Annotated in this window: 17 protein-coding genes and 1 pseudogene; 9 read left to right on the forward strand and 9 right to left on the reverse strand. The window is 73.0% G+C overall.

Going from position 1 to position 19,411, the window contains the following annotated elements; translation table 11 throughout:
- Positions 1-140 precede the first annotated feature (140 nt).
- Positions 141-1,247 carry an endonuclease domain-containing protein gene (locus AC0AIB_RS17170; protein ID WP_465097049.1) on the forward strand — a complete coding sequence of 369 codons (1,107 nt, stop codon included), beginning with the start codon at positions 141-143 and terminating at the stop codon, positions 1,245-1,247.
- 154 nt (positions 1,248-1,401) lie between these two features.
- Here AC0AIB_RS17170 and AC0AIB_RS17175 read toward each other — a convergent pair whose 3' ends face one another.
- A complete protein-coding gene (locus tag AC0AIB_RS17175) occupies positions 1,402-1,809 on the reverse strand; it encodes a MarR family winged helix-turn-helix transcriptional regulator (RefSeq protein WP_328348817.1) in 408 nt (135 codons plus the stop codon).
- 326 nt (positions 1,810-2,135) lie between these two features.
- Between AC0AIB_RS17175 and AC0AIB_RS17180 the strand changes: the two genes are divergently transcribed.
- The 7 genes and pseudogenes from AC0AIB_RS17180 (at position 2,136) to AC0AIB_RS17210 (ending at position 9,434) form a co-directional block, all read left to right on the forward strand.
- Positions 2,136-3,929, forward strand: coding sequence for an ABC transporter ATP-binding protein (locus AC0AIB_RS17180; protein WP_328348816.1), 1,794 nt, complete (start codon positions 2,136-2,138; stop codon positions 3,927-3,929).
- 131 nt (positions 3,930-4,060) lie between these two features.
- The gene (locus AC0AIB_RS17185) at positions 4,061-4,762 is read left to right on the forward strand and encodes a VOC family protein (RefSeq protein WP_328347614.1); all 702 of its coding nucleotides are present in this window, start codon (positions 4,061-4,063) and stop codon (positions 4,760-4,762) included.
- A 307-nt stretch (positions 4,763-5,069) separates the two neighbouring features.
- Positions 5,070-5,307 (forward strand): annotated as a pseudogene (locus AC0AIB_RS17190) (winged helix-turn-helix domain-containing protein).
- Positions 5,308-5,631: 324 nt separating this feature from the next.
- Positions 5,632-6,486, forward strand: coding sequence for a hypothetical protein (locus AC0AIB_RS17195; protein WP_328347612.1), 855 nt, complete (start codon positions 5,632-5,634; stop codon positions 6,484-6,486).
- A 451-nt stretch (positions 6,487-6,937) separates the two neighbouring features.
- A complete protein-coding gene (locus AC0AIB_RS17200) occupies positions 6,938-8,209 on the forward strand; it encodes a cellulose-binding domain-containing protein (protein WP_465097050.1) in 1,272 nt (423 codons plus the stop codon).
- A 289-nt stretch (positions 8,210-8,498) separates the two neighbouring features.
- Positions 8,499-8,936 (forward strand): ribonuclease domain-containing protein, encoded by a 438-nt coding sequence (locus AC0AIB_RS17205; protein ID WP_328347608.1) that lies wholly within the window; start codon positions 8,499-8,501, stop codon positions 8,934-8,936.
- Positions 8,937-8,996: 60 nt separating this feature from the next.
- Positions 8,997-9,434 carry a barstar family protein gene (locus AC0AIB_RS17210; protein ID WP_328347606.1) on the forward strand — a complete coding sequence of 146 codons (438 nt, stop codon included), beginning with the start codon at positions 8,997-8,999 and terminating at the stop codon, positions 9,432-9,434.
- Positions 9,435-9,437: 3 nt separating this feature from the next.
- On the opposite strand, the gene AC0AIB_RS17215 is transcribed toward AC0AIB_RS17210, so the two are convergent.
- From AC0AIB_RS17215 to AC0AIB_RS17225, 3 genes are all read right to left on the reverse strand, one after another.
- Positions 9,438-10,154, reverse strand: coding sequence for an HD domain-containing protein (locus tag AC0AIB_RS17215; protein ID WP_328347604.1), 717 nt, complete (start codon positions 10,152-10,154; stop codon positions 9,438-9,440).
- Between the two features lie 237 nt (positions 10,155-10,391).
- On the reverse strand, positions 10,392-10,940 hold the full coding sequence (locus AC0AIB_RS17220) for an ATP-binding protein (RefSeq protein ID WP_328347602.1): 549 nt from the start codon (positions 10,938-10,940) through the stop codon (positions 10,392-10,394).
- Positions 10,941-11,039: 99 nt separating this feature from the next.
- Positions 11,040-11,342, reverse strand: coding sequence for a helix-turn-helix domain-containing protein (locus AC0AIB_RS17225; RefSeq protein ID WP_328347600.1), 303 nt, complete (start codon positions 11,340-11,342; stop codon positions 11,040-11,042).
- Positions 11,343-11,408: 66 nt separating this feature from the next.
- On the opposite strand from AC0AIB_RS17225, the gene map reads away from it, so the two are divergent.
- On the forward strand, positions 11,409-12,179 hold the full coding sequence (map, locus tag AC0AIB_RS17230) for a type I methionyl aminopeptidase (protein WP_328347598.1): 771 nt from the start codon (positions 11,409-11,411) through the stop codon (positions 12,177-12,179).
- A gap of 182 nt (positions 12,180-12,361) precedes the next feature.
- On the opposite strand, the gene AC0AIB_RS17235 is transcribed toward map, so the two are convergent.
- The 5 genes from AC0AIB_RS17235 to uxaC form a co-directional block, all read right to left on the reverse strand.
- Entirely contained in the window at positions 12,362-13,720 is a 1,359-nt protein-coding gene (locus AC0AIB_RS17235; protein WP_328347596.1) for a pectate lyase family protein, read from the reverse strand.
- Between the two features lie 75 nt (positions 13,721-13,795).
- Complete coding sequence (locus AC0AIB_RS17240; protein ID WP_442930751.1) at positions 13,796-15,082, reverse strand: Gfo/Idh/MocA family protein; 1,287 nt, start codon at positions 15,080-15,082, stop codon at positions 13,796-13,798.
- Positions 15,079-16,569: a mannitol dehydrogenase family protein gene (locus AC0AIB_RS17245; protein ID WP_465097051.1), complete on the reverse strand. Its 1,491-nt coding sequence runs from the start codon at positions 16,567-16,569 to the stop codon at positions 15,079-15,081. Before AC0AIB_RS17245 ends, AC0AIB_RS17240 begins: the two co-directional genes overlap by 4 nt.
- The gene (locus AC0AIB_RS17250; protein WP_465097052.1) at positions 16,560-17,864 is read right to left on the reverse strand and encodes an enolase C-terminal domain-like protein; all 1,305 of its coding nucleotides are present in this window, start codon (positions 17,862-17,864) and stop codon (positions 16,560-16,562) included. The genes AC0AIB_RS17245 and AC0AIB_RS17250 overlap by 10 nt, the downstream gene beginning before the upstream one ends.
- On the reverse strand, positions 17,861-19,285 hold the full coding sequence (gene uxaC, locus AC0AIB_RS17255) for a glucuronate isomerase (RefSeq protein ID WP_465097053.1): 1,425 nt from the start codon (positions 19,283-19,285) through the stop codon (positions 17,861-17,863). Before uxaC ends, AC0AIB_RS17250 begins: the two co-directional genes overlap by 4 nt.
- Positions 19,286-19,411: the final 126 nt, after the last annotated feature.

Consider the following 19,411-nt stretch of genomic DNA (forward strand, 5'->3'; position numbering starts at 1 on the left):
GTCCAAAATCCTGACCCGATCATGAGGCCCCATAGCAAATACGGCGGGCGGGTGGGCAGTTGTCCACAGTGGCTAGCGCTGTCCACAGGAGAGGGGTGGTGAGGTTGAGGTGGTGGGGGCGGGAGAGCAACCTTCGGGGCATGCATCCTGTTTTGCGGTCGCTGGTCGAGCGGAGCGGCGGCGTGGTGACGCGACGAGCGGCGGCCGAGGTGGTTCCGGCCTGGGTGCTCCGGCATGCCTATCGCGTCGGCGCGCTCCGACGGGTCCTGCCCGGCGTCTACGTCGACGCCAGCCTGATCCGCCCCCGAGCCCACGAGTCCCCCAAGGTCCACGAGTCCACCGATGCGGGCGCACCCGTTGGTGGCACCGCACCCACGGGTGTTCACGCCCACCCGGGGGCCCAGGTGCAGGCCAGGACGGTGGCTGCCAGGGTGGACGGTGGTTCGGCATTTCGGAGGCTCGGCTGTGCTCACCAGCGGAGTGCGGCGCTCGTCTGGGCTGACGGGCGTGCGGCGTTGGGCAGCGTCACCGCCCTGGCCGTCTGGGGTGTGCGCGAGCAGCCCGACGGGGAACCGGTGCACCTGGACACCCCGCGTGGCACGGCACTCCAGACCCGTCGGCACCTGGTGGTGCACCAGCGGGTCGACTTCACGATCGGACCTCCCGAGGTGATCGTCCGATCGGGAGTACCGGTGGTGCGGTTGGAGCGGGCGTTGGTGGACGCCTGGCCCCTGTTGTCCCCGGAGGACCGTCCGGCCCCGGTGATCAGGGCTGTCAACGACCGGCTCACCACCCCGGCGCGGATCGGTTCGGCGCTCACCGCCGTACCGAGGCTAAGTGGACGGGCGCAGTTGCGCACCCTGCTCGACCGGCTCGTCGCCGGATGCCGCAGCCCGTTGGAGATCTGGGGACACGACCACGTCTTCACCGGTCCGGGAATGCCCGCCTTCCGCCGCCAGGCCCGGGTCGTCGTCGGCCGCCGCACCATGTACCTCGACGTGTACGCCGAGCGGGAACGCGTCGATTTCGAGCTCGACGGCGCGACGACCCACGGTGACCCCCACCAGCGCGAGATCGACCTGCGCCGGGACGCGTTGCTCGCCACCGTCGGCATCCTGGTGGTGCGCTTCGCCCGCCACCGCCTGGTCCACGAGCCTGACGCGGTACGCCACGAGGTATGCGCGATCCTCGCCACCCGACGCGATGCGGCCGATGCGGGCTCCGGTTGCCTGCTCCGGGTTCGCTGACATGTGGGGGCTCCCGGATTGTCGGGTCCTCCTCCCACGCATTCGACGCGCTGAAAATCCGGTCGAGGCTCTGGCCGAGTGGGCCGCCGAACTGTGCGGGTGGGCCTGGCCTGGAAGGGCGGGGTGGGGCTGGGGCTGGGTCGCAGGGGTGTGGTCAGGGGCGGAGGGTGCGGAGGATGCGGGTGAGGTCGGCGTGGTCGGTGGGGGAGAGGTGACCGAAGAAGCGTTCCGCCTCGGCGGTACGGGCCGCGCGGATGGCTGCGCCGACCTGCGTACCCTCGTCGGTCGGTGTGACCAGGGTTGCCCGCCGGTCGGCCGGGTCGGGCCGGCGCGCGACGAGCCCGCGTTCCTCCAGACCGTCGACGACCTCGGTGGTGGAGCGGGGCGCGATGTGCAGGTGCTCGGCGAGGGCGCTGAGCCGCATCGCACCGTGCCGGGTGAGCACCGTGAGGGCGCGGGCGTGGCCGGGGTTGACGTCCCAGGGTTCGAGGGTGCGCCGGGACTGGTGGCGCAGCCGTCGTGCCACCGCCCAGAACAGCTCCGCCAGGCTCTCCTCGGCCAATTCGGCCGGTGGCTCGGCCGGTGATCCGAATGGCGACTCGATCGGTGACTGGGCCGGCGAGTTTGCCGGCGGCTTGCCGGGAAGATCCGTCGGCGGGTCGGATGGCACGCCTATCGGAGGTTCGACCTGCCGCCCGGCTGGCGGGTCGGCCGGGGGTTCGGCGGGCCGTTCGGCTGGCGGGTCGGCCGGGGGTTCGGATGTCGTACCGGTCACCGGAATACGGTAGCAGGAGTCACTGTTGCTACCTCATGATGAGGTAACCTCAGCAATGAGCTCGCAGACATCAACCCGAACCCCCGAACGGAAAAGGAACCCCCTTGGACACCATGCAAACCCACCGGGAGGGCCGCGGCGGCGCTCCCCGGACCGTCAGTGCCGCCGAGAAGTCCCAGGCCCGCGCGGTCTCGCTACGCCGCATCGGCCGGCTGTTCACTCGGTACAGTGGGCAGTTGGCAGTGGTCACCGCGATCATCGTGGTGTCGTCGGTGGTCGCGATGGCCTCGCCCTTCCTGCTGCGGGCGGTGATCGACCGCGCGTTGCCGGAGCGCGACCTGACCCTGCTGGTGTGGCTGGTCGTCGGCATGATCGCCGTGGCGGCGGTGACCGCCGTGCTCGGCGTGGCGCAGACCTGGATCTCCACCCGGGTCGGGCAGCTGGTGATGCACCGGCTGCGCACCGACGTCTTCGCCCACCTGCACCGGCAGTCGATCGCGTTCTTCACCCGCACCCGCACCGGCGAGGTGCAGTCGCGGATCACCAACGACATCGGCGGCATGCAGGCCGTGGTCACCTCCACCGCCACCTCGATCGCGTCCAACCTGACCACCGTGGTGGCCACGCTGGTCGCTATGGTGGCGCTGTCCTGGCGGCTCACCCTGGTGTCGCTGGTGGTGCTGCCGCCGGCCATCTGGCTGACCCGCCGGGTCGCCGCGATGCGCCGCGAGATCACCGCCCAGCGCCAGCGGGAGCTGGCCGACCTCAACGTCACCATCGAGGAGGGGCTGTCGATCAGCGGCGTGCAGCTCAGCAAGACCCTCGGCGCGGGCGGCGCGCTGATCGACAGGTTCTCGACCAGCTCGGCCCGGCTGGTCGACCTGGAGCTACGCTCGGAGCTGGCCGGTCGCTGGCGGATGGCCACCATGACGATCATCTTCGCCGCCATCCCGGCGGTGATCTACCTCGGCGCGGGGCTGCCCGGCACCGCCGGCACGCTCAGCATCGGCACCCTGGTCGCCTTCACCGCCCTCCAGGGTGGGCTGTTCCGGCCGCTGATGGGGCTGCTCAACGTGGGCGTCACGCTGACCGCCTCGCTGGCGCTGTTCGCCCGGATCTTCGAGTACCTGGACCTGTCGGTAGAGGTGGACGACCCGGCCCGGCCGGTGACTGTCGACCCGACCCGGGTGCGCGGGCACCTGCGCGTCGAGGACGTCACCTTCAGCTACCCGGGCAGTGACACCGCCGCCGTCGCCGGCATCAGCCTGGACGTCCCGGCCGGCACCAGCCTCGCGCTGGTCGGTGAGACCGGCTCCGGCAAGAGCACGCTCGCCGCGCTGGTCAGCCGGCTGCACGACCCGGGCGCCGGCCGGATCACCATCGACGGCGTCGACCTGCGCGACATGCGTCTCACCGACCTGGCCGCCGTCGTGGGCGTGGTCAGCCAGGAGACCTACCTGCTGCACACCACCATCCGGGAAAATCTGCGGTACGCGCGCCCCGACGCCACCGACGCCCAGTTGGTCGACGCCGCCCGCGCCGCGCAGATCCACGAACTGATCGCCGCCCTTCCCGACGGGTACGACACGGTCGTCGGCTCCCGGGGCCACCGCTTCTCCGGCGGCGAGAAGCAGCGCCTGGCCATCGCCCGTACGCTGCTGCGCGACCCCCGGGTGCTGGTGCTGGACGAGGCGACAAGCGCGCTGGACACCGAGACCGAACGCGCCGTGCAACGGGCCTTCGACACCCTCGCCGAGGGTCGTACGGTGATCACCATCGCGCACCGGCTCTCCACGGTGCGGCACGCCGACCAGATCGCGGTACTCGACCACGGCCGGATCGTCGAGTCCGGCACCCACGACACCCTGCTTGCCCGCGCCGGCCGGTACGCCACCCTGGCCACCTGACCGACGAGCCGTCCCGCCGTCCCGCGCCCTGACCTGCTCCCGGCGGGGCCGTGACCAGGGGCGATGGCACGGGATCGAGAACCCGAACTACGAGACGCGAGTCCCCGATCGGCAGTGGTTAGAGTGACGCCGTGCAAAGTGGTGTGGCGGCCCAGGTGCCGGTGCTGTACGTGGCGGACGCCGACGCGGCCCGACGGTTCTACGAGATCTTCGGCTACACCGAGATCCGGGCCGGCGGCGACGGCGGATCACGCTGGTCGTACCTGCGGTGCGGGGAGTTGACGCTGCTGCTGGCGGCGGTCACCCCCCGCCTGGTCACCGTCGAGTTGCCCCTACTCGTCTACCTGTACGTGGACGACCTGACCGCGACCGCCGAGCGGCTCACCGCCGCCGGGCACCCCGTGCAGAAGGCGGGCTACCCGGAGCACGCCCCCGGGGGCGAGTGCCGGGTCACCGACCCCGACGGCAACGTGGTCGCCTTCGGGCAGCGGCAGGCCGTACCGCAGCAGGAGCGGGACCCGCAGGCGGGCGGCGAGGCGCGGTTCTCGCTGATCCGGGAGGCCGCCGAGGCGGTCGGCCGGCGCGGCGGCGCACCCGCCCGGTGCCAGATCGGCGGCCCGCGCGGCGAGCCCTGCGCGGAGCCGGCAGAGGTCAAGCTCGCCGACTCGTGGGGCGACACGGCGTGGGGCTGCATGACGCACGCCGACGAGACGCTGCTGACCGCGCGCGGCGCGTTCCTGGCCACCGAGGACGGGATGGGCCTCGGCCCGTTCCTGCGCGCCCGCCAGGGGCAGCCGGACCGGCATCCTGCCGAGGACGCGTCCGGCGCCTGATCGCCGGCTGCCGCCCGGGGGAACGCCCGCCGGACACCCGCCCTCACCGACGAGCTCCGTCGGGCCTGGCCGGCTTGCGGTCGGCTCGACTGCCGACGGCCGGTGGGCCGGCAGCGGTACGACAGCAGAACAGCCGGACGGGGTCGGGGCGGGCACACACCCGCCCCGACCGGGGAAACCCCTCTCTCGTTGCCACGCGAGGGGAGAGGCAGGAATCAACTTAGCTGTCTCAGTCACCTGAGTTGAACATAGAGTTGTTGGAGGGTGTCCTTGCGTGATCGAATTGGCGTGCCACGCAGGGGGAGTCATGCCGATCACCGCCGACTACATCCGCATCGCCGACAAGATCGTCGCCGACGTGAGAGCGAAGAAGCTCACGCCGGGAGAAGCTGCCCTCGATCACGGAGCTTGCCTCGCTGTACAAGGTCAGTCCGTCGACGGTCAAACAGGTCTACGTCCGGCTGGAAGCGCTGCGGGTGATCTGGCGACACCAGGGCAAGGGCGTCTTCGTCAACGACCCGAAGCTCTGGATGCGCGAGCCCTGACCCGCTAACCCGCCTCACCCCGCCCCACGCGCGGCGATCTACCCGGTGATCAAGAGGTTTACGTCGACGTTGATCTCCCCGATGACGCAAACTCCTTGATCACCGGGCGCATGGCAGGCTCTGCGCCCCCGCGTCTCCGCTTCGCCTCGCCCGCTCCTCACGCCGAGCGCTGTGCCCCGGTGATCAAGAGGTTTGTGTCATTCAGAAGATCAACCTTGACGTAAACCTCTTGATCACCGGGGCGGACCGGGGTGGGAGCGGGAGGTGGGGTGGGGGTGGGGAAAGTGGGGGGAGCCGTGGGGGGTGTGGGTGCGTCCAAGGGGTATGACTAGTTTTCGAGGCATGTGGGTGGCGGTCGTTCCGCTGCTCCTGCTCACGGCTGCCTGCGCGGGGCAGGGTGAGCCGACCGGCGCAGCCGAGGATGCCGCGCCTACCTTTCCTGCTGACGTGCCGGTGCTCCGGATCGACTACACGGGTGGCTTCGTGCGGCCCGAGACGAACCTGACCCGGCTGCCGGCCGTCAGCGTCTACGGTGACGGTCGGGTGATCACCCAGGGGCCGACCGTCCTGAGTTATCCCGGGCCGGCGCTGCCCAACGTCCAGGTCCGCACGATCAGCGCGGCCGAGGTGGCGAAGCTGGTCGAGCAGGCCCGCGCCGCCGGGGTGGGCAGCTCGGTCGACGTGGGCACCCCGTCGATCACCGACGTGGCCACCACCCGGTTCACCATCCGGGGGGCGGTGGGCACCGAGCAGTTGGAGGTCTACGCCCTGGGCGAGGCGACCGGCCCCCAGTCCGGCCTGACCGCCGCCCAGCAGGCCGCCCGCGACAAACTGCGGGCGTTCGCCGACAAGGTGACCGACCCGGGGAGCGCTGCGACGCAGCCGTACCAGCCGACCGCCATCGCGGCGGTGGCCGGGCCGTGGGTCGCCACCCCGGAGACGGCGAAGCAGCCCAGGGTGGAGTGGCTCGGCCCGACGTTGCCCGGTGCCAGCCTTGGCGAGGGCCTCAACCTGGGTTGTGTGACGGTCACCGGCACCGCCGTGCAACAGGTGATCGCCACCGCCGGCAAGGCCAACGCCGCGACCCCGTGGACCTCCGGCGGGAAGCAGTGGACGGTCACCCTCCGGCCGCTGCTGCCCGACGAGACCGACTGCGCCAGCCTCACCGCTGGCCGCTGAGCCGCACACCCGGCCGGTCGACCCGATCATGTGTCGACCGGCCGGGGCGGCTGCTCGGGATCTGTGGGCTTGGCAATGCCGGAGATGGCCGTTCGGTTGGTGGTGGCGAGATCATCTTCGGGCGGCGGCTTCTTCAGCGGATTCACGCAGTTGCGGATCTCGGAGGCGTGGGAACGAGTTCGCCGTACGGGCGTTGGTGGATGCCGTCGTACCCGTCGATGAGATCGGTGAGCGGGTGCAGTCGATCGGCCGTGCCGGGCGTGAGCCGACGGTGGACTTGTTTCCATAGGCAACCATCACTACATTGGGCTCGGGTGCCGCCGTGTTGCCAGGCGGCTGTGTGGCCTGAGCCGGGCCGTTGTCCACGTGCCGAGCAGGCACGTCGACGCGCGAGCGACATCGTTGCTCCTGCGCCGTCGGTGCGTACCGACGGCCAGCCGGAAGGACCCCTGTGAGGATTTCCCGTACCCGTATCACCGCCGCCCTAGCCGTCACCGCCACGGTGGCGGCGGCCGTCACCACGGTGCTCGCCGGCACCGCCTCGGCCGCCCAGGGCTGCCGGATCGACTACCAGCCCAACGAGTGGACCGGCGGGTTCACCGCCAACGTCCGGGTCTCCCCGGGCGACACCGCCCTGAGTAGTTGGACCGTCACCTGGTCCTACCCGGGTGGCCAGCGGATCACCGGTGGCTGGAACGCCCAGGTCAGCCAGGCCGGCACGACGGTGACCGCACGCAACGCCACCTGGAACGGCAGCGTGCCGGCCGGCGGTGCCACAGAGTTCGGCGTCCAGGGCACCAGCACCTCGGGTGCCGCCGCGCCGACCGGGTTCGCGCTGAACGGCGTACCGTGCAACGGCGGTCCGCCGCCGACCACCACGCCGGTGCCTCCGACCACCACGCCGGTGCCGCCGACGACCCCGCCGCCGACCACGCCGCCGCCGACGACCCCTCCGCCGACCACCCCGCCGCCGACCACGCCGCCGCCGACGACCCCGCCGCCGACGACTGCGCCGCCCACGACGCCGCCGCCGGTCGGGTGTGCCGGTGCGGTGCTCTGTGACGGCTTCGAGAACCAGACCGGCACGACGCCGGCCGGCGACTGGAGTGTGGTCAACCCGGACTGCTCCGGAGCGGGCCGGGCCTCGGTGGACACGGCGACCGCCCACAGCGGTAGCCGCTCGCTGCGGATCGACGGCGCGGCCGGCTACTGCAACCACGTCTTCGTCCGGTCCAACAAGGACCTCAGCGCCGTGGGCACCGTGCGGTACGGCCGGATCTGGCTGCGCCACACCACCGCGCTGCCGACCCAGCATGTCACCATGACGGCGATGACCGACACCGCCGACGGCAACAAGGACCTGCGGATGGGCGGCCAGAACGGCGCGTTGCAGTGGAACCGGGCCTCCGACGACGCGACGCTGCCCGAGCAGAGCCCGTCGGGGGTGGCGCTGAGCGTGCCGCTGCCCACCGGGCGTTGGACGTGCCTGGAGTTCATGGTCGACGGCAACCAGGGGCAACTGCGCACCTGGCTGGACGGCACCGCCGTCACCGGGCTGACCGCCGACGGCGTGCCCAGCCACGACATCGACGGCCAGTGGTACAACCGCACCTGGCGGCCCCGGCTGACCGACCTGAAGTTGGGCTGGGAGAGCTACGGCGAGGGCGCGGACACCATCTGGTACGACGACGTCGCCCTGAGCACCAGCCGGATCGGCTGCTGACCCCGCCGGGACCGGGCGGCCGACAGGGCTGCCCGGTCCCGGCTGCGCCGACTGAGCATTCAGCCGGCGGTGGGGTGCCGATCATGGTGCGTTCATCCACGGTTGCCAGGCTGACCTCTGGTCGGCGGGGTTCGCTTCCCGCCAGAATGTGGCTGATCGGGATAACCATCCTGATCGATGCATTCCTGTCGGCCCCCGCGACCCGGAGGACCCGTTGCGCACTCCCGCGAACCCCGTCACCCCCGCCATCCCCGTCACCCCCGTCACCCCCGCCATCGCCGCCATCCCCGTGACCGCCCCGACTCCGGTCGCCCGACCGCGCCGACTGCCGGGCACGCTCGCCCTGCTGACCGCCCTGGTCGCGGCGATGCTCGTCGGGCCGTCCGTGGTGGCCCCGAGGCTGACCGACTCCGCGTCGGCGGCGGTCTACGGCTCCTGCACGATGTCCCGCTGCGCGGACGCCCGTACCGCCCGTTCCGGCTGGTCGGCCAAGGGCTTCCCGACCAGCCGGGGCTGGTACGCCTGGAGCGGCGGGCTGTCGAACTTCGCCGGTGGCCAGTTCTACAACTACGAGGGCCAGCTTCCCGCCAACGCCACCTACTACGAGTACGACGTCTATCCGCGGGTCTCCGGCGCGGCGCGGGACGCGTACCGCATCGTGGTGAACAGGAGCACCGGAGCGACCTGGTTCTCGCCCGACCACTACGCGAACTTCTACCGGATCTGACCGAGGACCACCGGGGTGGGCCGGTCCGCCGGCCCACCCCGTCGAGCAGGAGGATGCACGATGACCGGACAGCGCCAGCCGGGTTGGCTGCGGGTGACCGACGAGCCGCAGCCGGCAGGGCACCCGACGCCGTCGGTCACCGTGCCCGGGGCGGCGGCCCGCACCCGCCCGGCGCTGTTCGACGCTCTCACCGACGCCCTCGACCTGCCCGGACACTTCGGCCGTAACTGGGACGCGCTGGCCGACCTGCTGGCCGACCGGCTCGACGTCGGGCCGCTCACCCTCGAGGTGACCGACGCCGGCCTGTTGCTGACCGACGAGCCACCCGGCCAGCTCGGCACCCTGCTCGACGTGATCGGCGGGGTGTCGGCCGGCTCCCGGGAACCGGTCTGCCTGCTGCTGCGGGACACCCCGCAGCGGCTGCCCGACCTGTGGCACCGGCTCTCCGCCGTCCTCGGCGGCTGCGGGGTGTCCGTGCCACCCGGCGCGGCCTGCTGACGGTCAGGCGGGGTGGTCGAGGATCGCGCTGAACCGCTCCTCGGCCAGGTCGAGCTGGGCGAAGATGTGCCGCTTCACCGGCATCGACAGCGGGGTGTCCGGTCGGGCGATCAGCTCCCGGAACACCGGTACCAGCGGTCGGTACTTCGCCGCCGAGCGGGCCACCTTCGGCCCGACGGCGTAGACCACCCCCACGCCGTTGTCGGTGAAGTCGGAGACCTTGATGACCCGTGCCCACGGCTCCCGGTCCAGGCTGGCCGCGACGTGCTCGCGGTACTGCACGTGCGGGTCGCGCTCCGGGTCGTACGCCGGATTGGTGACCGCCGCGACGAGCCGGGCCACCCGCGACCCGAACCGGCCGGCAAGGGTGGCCAGCGCCGCCGCCGTCGGGTCGGCGGCTCCCGCGCCGGCCAGCTCGCCCGGGTGGTCCTCCACCGCGTCGTGCAGCAACCCGGCGACGATCACGTCGACGTCGCGCACCTGATAGTGGTGCATCATCCGGATGGCCACCCGCAACAGGTGGTTGAGGTAGGGCTCCCGGGAACGGCGGTCGTCGCGGTGCAGCTCGGCGGCGAGGTCCAGGGCGGCGGTCAGCCGGTCCCGCTCGGCGGCCGGGAAGGCCGGCAGCTCCAACCGGAACCGGGCCAGCAGGCCCGGCTCGCCGTGCAGCTCGGTGATCGCGTGCATCGGCATGGTGGCGAGGTACGGCGGGAACTCCATCGCCTACTTATAGCCGATCTTCACTGCCCATCCGACCCCGCCGTCCGCTGTGCGACTGATCGTCACCAGCGCCGCCACGACGGGAGGTTGCGTTCCGACATCAGTCGCCAGAACCGGCGCATCCCGGATCGGGGCGCTCTCGTCCACCCGGCAGAACCGCTCCGGTTGGCGGGTCACCAGCGCCGAAGTGCAGAGCCGGCCGGCCTGGAGTAGGAACGGATGGGCGGTGCAGCGGTCTCAGGAGGCGTCGACGAGGTGCTTGACCAGCCGTACCGTCGTCCCGGCGGCGGTGCCGTCGATCCGAGCCTCGTCCATCAACCGCATCATGATCAACTGCCCGCGGCCCCGGTCCCTGTCGTCCGAAGGGGCCTCCCGCCAACCGCCGGTGTCCGACACCTCGATCTCCAGTCGATCGCCGTGTAGCCGCGCCTGCACCCGGACGGTCGACCCGGCTGCGAACCGGTAGCCGTGCTCGATGGCGTTGGCGCACGCCTCGCCGACCGCGATCAGCACCACCTCCACCTCCGCCTCGCCCACCCCGAGCCCGGTCAGCCAGGCCCGCAGGGCCTCCCGGGTGGGGGAGAGCTGCGCCGGATCGGCGGCCAGCGCGACGCGGAACGCCCCCGGCACGTCACGGGTCACCGGGCCGACCGGTGGCGCCGGGTCGATGGGTGGTGCCGGACCGACCGGTGGCACCGGGTCGATGGGTGGTGTCGGGTCGGCCGGCGGGAGAGGTTCGGTCGCCGGGTCGGGGAAGCCCCCGTCCACGTCGCGTCCACCCGCCACCCGGGTCCACCTCCCGTTGATCCACGCCACCGGGGCTGGAAGCCCGGCCGTCACCCGGGGGTCATTCTCCCTGTATCACTTCGCCGGGGTGGCGGCGGGTTACGAGGCCAGCCGCTCGCCGGGGGCGCGGACCTGGCCGGCGAGGTCGATCCCGCCGTCGGACCGGTTGATCTCCGACCAGACCGCGTCGAGGGAGAGGCCGAGGACGTCGGCGAGCACCGCGATGGTCGGGAAGGCGGGGGTGGCCACCCGGCCGGACTCGATCTTGCGAAGGGTCTCCGGGGAGAGCCCGGCGGCCAGCGCGGTGCCGAGCATCGAACGCTGGCCCCGGGCGCGGCGCAGCAGTGCACCGAGGCGTTGTCCGCGTTCGACCTCGGCGGGAGTGAGCGGCAACCTGACCATGGTTGCGATTCTAGTACCGGGATAACATGGCCGGGATATTTATTGGTGGTCCGAGGAGGGCGTTGCATGATCGAGATCCTGAACCCCACCGACGTGCGGCGGGCGCGGGACACCGGTGCCCTGGTCGCCGGGATCCTCCAGACCCTGAAGAGCCGCACCGTCGTCGGCACCAACCTGCTGGAGATCGACGAGTGGGCGCGCCGGATGATCGTCGAGGCCGGGGCGCAGTCCTGCTACGTCGACTACGAGCCGTCCTTCGGGCGCGGCCCGTTCGGCCACTACATCTGCACGTCGGTCAACGACGCGGTACTGCACGGCCTGCCGCACGACCGTACGCTCACCGACGGTGACCTGCTCTCGCTCGACCTCGCGGTCTGTCTCGGCGGGGTGGTCGCCGACTCGGCCATCAGCTTCGTGGTGGGCGACACCCGCCCCCCGGAGAGCCTCGCGCTGATCGACGCGACCGAACGCGCACTGCGCGCCGGAATCGCCGCCGCCGGCCCGGGTGCGCGGGTCGGCGACATCTCGCACGCCATCGGCACGGTCCTCGACGCGGCGGGCTACCGGGTCAACACCGAGTTCGGCGGCCATGGCGTCGGTTCCACCATGCACCAGGACCCGCACGTGTCCAACACCGGCCGGCCCGGTCGCGGCTACCGGTTGCGCCCCGGGCTGCTGCTGGCCCTGGAACCCTGGGTGATGGCGGACACCGCCGAACTCGTCACCGACGCCGACGGCTGGACGCTGCGTAGCGCGACCGGTTGCCGCACGGCGCACAGCGAGCACACGATCGCCATCACCCCCGACGGTGCCGAGGTGATGACCCTGCCCAGGTAGTCACCCTCGTGATCCGCGCCGCCCGGATTCCCTGACGCCGGCTCCCCGCCGCCGGGTGCCGTGGGCCGGGCCCCTGGTCGGGAGGCGGCGGGCGGATGGACGACCGACCGGTCGGGCCGCACCCACGACGGCGCGGCCCGACCGGCGGGCGAGCGGGCAGGCGGGTCACAGGGGCAGGCGGGTCACAGGGGCAGTCGGCCGGCCCCGGCGAGCGCCCCGACCACGATCGGCACCAGCGGCGCGGGTACGGCCGCCGACGCGCGCAGGGTCGGCGTCCAGCCGGCGTCACCGCCCAGGTCCGGATCATGGGTCGCGTTGTAGGCGGCCACCAGGTCGACCGGGCGGGGCAGCGCGTGGTGGGCGTCCACCCAGTTGCCCCGGGTGGTGACGGCGGTGCCACCCCAGTCGTAGAGCAGGTCGGCGGGGGTGATGCCGACGCCGAGGGTGAAGAAGTTGTGCTCCACGTACGCGGCGGACTGCACGCCCACGCCGATCGCGTACTCGAAGTCGTCGCCGGCCAGCCGGTACCAGTTGTTGTAGACGTCGACCTGGCCGAATCGGACCCGGGGCAGCCGCTGGAGGACCCGGTCGAACAGGTTGTGGTGCAGCGTCACCTTCAACCGGCCGACGTCCGGCCCGACCGTGTTGGACGAGCCGATCAGCATCAGCTTGTCCCTTCCCGCGAACCGGTTGTACGAGGCGGTCACCAGGCTGGCGGTGTGGGTGACGTCCAACGAACCGTCGTGCACCTGGTACGGCCGACCGAAGTACACCGGCTGGGCGCTGTCCGGGTTGTCGCCGTCGGTGAAGGTGTTGTGGTCGACCCAGACGTGCTCGCTGCGGCGTACCGAGACCTGGTCGTACTGGGAGTTCCAGTTGCCCGTCGCGCCGTCGGTGGGGGACCAGGCCGGGAAGCAGTCCCGGGCGTCGTCGAAGGTCAGGTTGCGGACGATGACGTTGCTGGCCCCGTCGATCATCAGGGTCAGCCCGGTGAGGGTGGCCCCGTGCCGGCCGACGATGGTGGTGTTGGGGCCGACGTTGATCTGCGTCTGCCGGGTCTGGTTGGCCACCGAACGGACCCGGGCCGCCTCCAGCGCCCCGGTCGGCGGCACCATGCCCCACACCGCCGGGTCGTACGCGGCCAGGTAGGCCGGCAGGCTGTACTCCGGGTCGGCCAGGTCGGCACAGCTGCGCAGGCTGCCGTCGTCGGCGGCGAACCCGTCGACGACGCCGTCCACGACGATCACCTTCGGGGTGGCGTTGGTCCGGTTGGTGGCGTTGTCGCCGCCCAGTGCGCGGACCAGGTCGGCCCGGCTGCGCACCAGGTGGACCTGGTCCGGGCCGGCCGCCGTGCCGCCGGTGGTGCCGGGGCCGTCGGCCGCCCAGCCGTCGCCGGCCGGCAGGGTCTGCCGGGCCAGCCGCTCGACCGCCCGGGGAACCCCGTCGGTGGTGGTACGGCCGGGCGCGGCGTGTGCCGCGGTGCCCGAGGTCAGGAGGAGGGAGACGGCGACCAGGGCCGCCCCGGTGGTTCGTGGACGCATGTGACGCTCCGGAGGATGTGGTGGATGGTGCGGTCGGTTCCGCCAGGTCTGCGGGGGGGACCGGGCCGCCCTGGCTCAACAGCCCTGGTGCACTGCCAGTTCGGTGCGCACCGGGGGCACCGCCCACGGCACCGCCAGCTCCGACAGCAGCGCCCCCTGCTCGGCGGCCCGGCGCAGCGCCGCGTTGATGCCGCGTACCGTCACCGCCCGCTCCGGCCCGCTGCCGGTCACCGTGACCAGGTCGCCGCCGAGCATGGTCGGCTCGGGAGCGCGCTGCACCTGCTCCAGCACGGCGGTGAACGGCGCGGTCCGGGCCAGCGGGGCGATCAGCGGGGTGCCGGCCGGGTCGGCGCGGTGGGCGAGCAGGTTCTCCAGCAGCCCCCGCCGCCCCGGCACCTCCCGGGGCTCCGGGTCGCCGGGCAGCAACAGCCGGTCGGTCGGGTACTCCAGCACCGCCCGCCCGGCGGTGCCGGTCACGATCACCTCACCGGCGACGAAGTCCTCCCCGGCCAGCGTCACCGCCGCCACGATCGGCGGCCCGCCGGGGGTGACGATCCGCAGCGTGGCGGTGTCGTCCACCTCGATCGGCCGGACCCGGTAGCGTTCCAGCTCGATGCGCGCCGGCCGCACCGGTGCCCCGACCACCGTCTCGGCCACCGCCAGGCACTGCATCACGGCGTGCGCGAACGGGTTGACCAGCGCCCCGTCCAGCACGGGCCGGCCGTGCAGGGTGCGCCGACCGGCCCACGGGGAGCGGGCGTAGTAGCCGTCCGGCCGCTGCCAGGCGGCGACCGTGCCGATGCCGGTGACGGTGCCCAGCCGGCCCTGCCCGACGGCGGCCGACAACTGCGCCAGCGCCACCGACCCGAGCGCCTGGAAGCCGACCTGGCAGACCCGGCCGCCCTCGGCCAGCGCCTCGGCCAGCGCCCGGTGCTCGGCGGTGGACAGCACCGGCGGCTTCTCCAGCAGCAGGTCCGCACCGGCGGCGAGGACGTCCAGGGCGATCGGCAGGTGGGTGTGCGGCGGGGTGCACACGATCACCACGTCGGGGCGGGTGGCGGCGAGCATCTCCCGGTGGTCGGTGTGCACGGTGGCCCCGGGTGGGACGGGCGCGGCCGGCTCGTCGGAGACCGGCCGCACGTCGACCAGCGCCACCAGCCGCAACCGTCCCGCCGCGTGCAGCGGGGCCACCGTCCGCCGGTGCCAGCGGCCGTGCCCGTTCGCCCCGACGATCGCCACCCGGGGCACGGCGACCCCGGGGTGCCCGGTCCCGGCCGGTGGCGTCGCGGCGGTGGGTCGGGCGGGCGGTGCGCCCTGGGCGGCGAGCCCACCAACGGCGGCCGGCGGCACCGGGCCCGTCACGCCGCACCCGCCAGGACCGCCGCCACACCGTGGGTACGCAGCGCGCCGAGCCACCCGGTGACGTCGGTGCGGAACCCGTCGTCGTCGGCGAGCGCGGCCGGGAAGACCTCGGGCAGGGCGAACAGCGCCCCGACCGTGCCGGCGGGGGTGCCGTCGGCGGCGGCGAGCGCGGCGGTGATCCGGTCGGCCAGCGGGTCGTCAAGCGGCAGCACGGTGCCGTCGTCGGCCCGCCCGTCGAGGAACCGCAGCCAGGCTGCCACGACCAGCGCCGACCAGTATGCCGACCTGCCGCGCGCGCGCAGGTCGGCGGCGGTGTGCAGGACCCGCTGCGGCAGTTTCTGCGACCCGTCCATCGCCACCTGGAGGGTGCGGTGCCGGATCGCCGGGTTGGCGAAGCGGGCCAGCACCTCGTCGCCGTACCCGGTGACCCGTACCCCGTCGGGTGGGGTGAAGCTGGTGGCGACGTCGTCGGCGACGAACCGGCGCAGCACGTCGGTCAGGCCGGGCAACGTCAGCGCGTCCGCGATCGTCTCGCGGCCGGCCACCGCGCCCAGGTAGGCCACCGCCGAGTGCACGCCGTTGAGGCCGCGCAGCTTCAGCCGCTCCCACGGCCCGGCGTCGGTGGTGAGCACCGCGCCGGCCTGCTCCCAGGCCGGCCGGCCGCCGGGGAAGTCGTCCTCGATCACCCACTGGAGGTACGGCTCGGCGGCCACCGCGGCCAGGTCGGCCACCCCCAACGCGGCGCGGGCGGTCGCCCGCGTCCCGTCGGTGCTGGCCGGGACGATCCGGTCCACCATCGTGCCGGGGAAACCCACCTGCCCGGCGAGGGCGTCCAGCACGGTGTCCGACGCCCCGGCCAGGGCCAGTGACTGCTGCACCAGGCCGCGCAGCCGACGCCCGTTCGCCGGCAGGTTGTCACAGCTGACCAGCGCGATCGGGCCCGCCTGCGCGGCGGCACGGGCGAGCAGCCCGTGTACCAGCAGGCCGGGCACGGTGACCGGAGGCCGGTCGGTGGTCAGGTCGAGGGTCAGCTCCGGGTCGGCCCGCAGCGCCCCGGAGACCGGGTCGAGCTGGTAGGCCTTCTCGGTCACGGTCAGCGTCACCACCCGGATCGCCGGGTCGGCGAGCAGCGCGACCACCGCCGCCGGGTCGCTGGCCGCGTGGCGTACCCCGGCCAACGCGCCGACCACCCGGGTCTCGGACCGGTCGGCGGCCAGCGTGCTGACGCTGAACAGCGCGTCCTGCGCCGCGAGGGCCTCGACCAGCGCGGTGCTGCGCGGGGCGACGCCGACGATGGCCCAGTCGCCGCCGGCCGCGCCGATCGCCGCCTCGGTGTAGACCGCCTGGTGGGCCCGGTGGAACGCGCCGAGTCCCAGGTGGACGATGCCGGCCGGCACGGTGCCCGGTCGGATCAGCGGTCGGCTCGGCTCGGGCAGCCGGCGCAGGGTGGCCAGGCCCAGCCGGTCGGTGCCCCCGTTCACCGCCATTCCGGGCCGTCCGGGAAGCGGAACCGGGCGATCGACCCGGGGCGCATGGTGGCGCTGTAACCGGGGGCGGTGGGCAGCAGGTACCGGCCGCCCCGGGTGCGGACCGGGTCGACGAAGTGCTCGTGCAGGTGGTCGACGTACTCGACCATCCGCCCGTCCAGGCTGGTGCCGACCCGCAGGTAGTCGAAGATGGCCAGGTGCTGCACGTACTCGCAGAGGCCGACGCCACCGGCGTGCGGGCAGATCGGCACCCCGAACTTCGCCGCCAGCAGGATCTCCGACAGCACCTCGTTGACCCCGGCGACCCGGCAGGCGTCGATCTGCATCACCCCGATCGCCTCGGCCTGGAGCAGCTGCTTGAAGATGACCCGGTTGGCGGCCACCTCACCGGTGGCGACCCGGCACCGGCCGTCGGTCAGCCCGCTCACCGCGCGGGCGATCCGGGCGTGGCCGAGGATGTCGTCGGCGTGCGTCGGCTCCTCGATCCAGTACGGGTCGACCTCGGCCAGCGCGGTCATGTTGGTGATCGCCTCGTCGACGTCCCAGACCTGGTTGGCGTCCATCATCAGCAGCGCGTCGGGGCCGATCTCGGCCCGGATGATCCGCGCCCGACGCAGGTCGTCGGCGGGCGGGCCGCCGACCTTCATCTTCATCGCCCGCCACCCCTGGGCGTACGCCTCGCGGGTCAACGCCCGCACCTTCTCGTCCGGATACCCCAACCACCCCACCGACGTCGTGTACGACGGAAAACCACTCTGCTCAAGTTCCGCGAGCCGTTCCGACCCTCCGACTAATCCCTTGTCGAGGATGGTGGCGGCCTCGTCGGGGGTGAGCGCGTCGGTGATGTGGTGGAAGTCGACGTTGGCGACCAGCTCGTCGGTGGGCAGCTCGGCGAGGTAGCGCCACATCGGCTTGCCGGCCAGCTTGGCCCGCAGGTCCCAGACCGCGTTGACGAGCGCGCCGGCGGCCATGTGGATGACCCCCTTCTCCGGCCCCAGCCAGCGCAGCTGCACGTCGGCGGTGAGCGACCGCCAGAACGCCACCGGCTCGGCCGCGATCTCCTCCACCGTCCGGCCCCGCACGTGGTGGGCGAGGGCGTCGATCGCCGCACAGGTGATCTCGTTGCCCCGCCCGTTGGTGAAGGTGAATCCGGCACCCGTCGGGCCGCCGTCGGTACGCAGCTCGACGTAGCTGGCCGAGTAGTCGCCCCGGTTGATCGCGTCCGAGCCGTCGCCGGCCGCCGCGGTGGGGAACCGGACGTCGTGAACGTCGACGTCGGTGATCCTGGTGCTCATGCGGACCCTCCGAACCTGAAGACCTTCTTGGGCAGCCGGTACGCCAGGTCGACGACCGTCTCGGCGGCCTCGTCCTCGGTCAGCCGGTGTTCGGCGACGAGGCGGGCCAGGAACCCGGCGTCGATCCGGCGGGCCACGTCGTGGCGGACCGGGATGGAGCAGAACGCGCGGGTGTCGTCGACGAAGCCGGCGGTGTTGTAGAACCCGGCGGACTCGGTGACCGCCTCCCGGAACCGGCGCAGCACCTCGGGGGAGTCCAGGAACCACCAGGGCGCGCCGAGGTAGAGCGCGGCGTAGCCACCGGCCAGCGGGGCCAGCTCCCGGGTGAAGGTGTACTCGTCGAGGGTGTAGAGCACCACCCGCAGCCGCGGGTCGTTGCCGTACGCGTCGAGCAGCGGGGCCAGCGCGTGCACGTACTCGGTGGCGTGCGGGACGTCCCCGCCGACGTCGCGGCCGTGGGTGGCGTACAGCTGGCGGTTGTGGTTGCGGACCGCGCCGGGGTGCAGTTGCAGCACCAGCCCGTCGTCGAGCGACATCCGGGCGAACTCCACGAGCATGTGCGCCCGGAACGCCTCGGCGTCGGCGGCGTCGGCGAGCCCGCGCCGGCCCCTGTCGTAGAGCCGCGCCGCCTCGTCGGCGGAGAGCGCCAGGGTCCGCGCGGTGGGGTGGCCGTGGTCGGAGGAGGTCGCGCCGGCCGCGACGAACGCCGCCCGCCTGGCCCGCAGCGCGTCCAGGTAGCCGGCGTACGTGCCGGTGTCGACGCCGGCCACCTCGCCGAGCCGGGCCACGTTGTCGGCCCAGCCGTCGAACTCCATGTCGACGACGTTGTCCGGGCGGAACGTGGTGACCACCCGGCCACCCGGCCCGCCCCAGCCGTCGGCGGCGAGCTTGGCGTGCGCGGCGAGGTCGTCCAGGGGCGACTCGGTGGTGGCCAGCACCTCGATCCGGAACCGTTCGAACAGCGCCCGGGGCCGGAACTCCGGCTCGGCCAGCCGGGCGGCCAGCTCGTCGTAGACGGCGTCGGCGGTCGCCGGGGTCAGCGGTGTGTCCACCCCGAACACCTCGCTGAAGGTGCGTTCCAGCCACAGCCGGGACGGGGTGCCCCGGAACAGGTGCCAGTGCGCGGCGAAGCGTCGCCAGATCGTCCGGCCGTCGGTCTCCACCGGGCTGCCGTCAATGCTGGGCACGCCCAGCTCGGCCGGGGGCACGCCCTGGCTGAGCAGCATCCGGGTGAGGTAGTGGTCGGGCACGATCAGCAGCCGGGCCGGGTCCGGGAAGGGCTGGTCCTCGGCCAGCAGCGCCGGGTCGACGTGCCCGTGTGGCGAGATGATCGGCTGCGGCCCGGCCAGGGCGTACAGCTCGCGGGCGATGGCCCGGACGCCCGGGTCGGTCGGCAGGAGCAGGTCAGGAGAGGTCGGCACGTCGGGGGACTCCTCGGGTACGGGCGGCGGGTCGGCGGATCGGGGCGGGTCGGTGGGTGGGTGGGCCGTAACGGCCGGGGTGGGCAGGTGGGTGGGTGCAACGGACCAGGGTTGGGGCGGGCGCAG

It is taken from the genome of Micromonospora sp. DSM 43699 (assembly GCF_055517075.1).

Excerpts from the sequence above, each read along its gene's own strand:
- AC0AIB_RS17180 (WP_328348816.1), top strand. The coding sequence starts at position 2,136 with ATGCAAACCCACCGGGAGGGCCGCGGCGGCGCTCCCCGGACCGTCAGT.
- AC0AIB_RS17235 (WP_328347596.1), bottom strand. The coding sequence starts at position 13,720 with ATGCGTCCACGAACCACCGGGGCGGCCCTGGTCGCCGTCTCCCTCCTC.
- AC0AIB_RS17245 (WP_465097051.1), bottom strand. The coding sequence starts at position 16,569 with ATGGCGGTGAACGGGGGCACCGACCGGCTGGGCCTGGCCACCCTGCGC.
- AC0AIB_RS17170 (WP_465097049.1), top strand. The coding sequence starts at position 141 with ATGCATCCTGTTTTGCGGTCGCTGGTCGAGCGGAGCGGCGGCGTGGTG.
- AC0AIB_RS17195 (WP_328347612.1), top strand. The coding sequence starts at position 5,632 with ATGACTAGTTTTCGAGGCATGTGGGTGGCGGTCGTTCCGCTGCTCCTG.
- map (WP_328347598.1), top strand. The coding sequence starts at position 11,409 with ATGATCGAGATCCTGAACCCCACCGACGTGCGGCGGGCGCGGGACACC.
- AC0AIB_RS17215 (WP_328347604.1), bottom strand. The coding sequence starts at position 10,154 with ATGGAGTTCCCGCCGTACCTCGCCACCATGCCGATGCACGCGATCACC.
- AC0AIB_RS17225 (WP_328347600.1), bottom strand. The coding sequence starts at position 11,342 with ATGGTCAGGTTGCCGCTCACTCCCGCCGAGGTCGAACGCGGACAACGC.
- AC0AIB_RS17250 (WP_465097052.1), bottom strand. The coding sequence starts at position 17,864 with ATGAGCACCAGGATCACCGACGTCGACGTTCACGACGTCCGGTTCCCC.
- AC0AIB_RS17210 (WP_328347606.1), top strand. The coding sequence starts at position 8,997 with ATGACCGGACAGCGCCAGCCGGGTTGGCTGCGGGTGACCGACGAGCCG.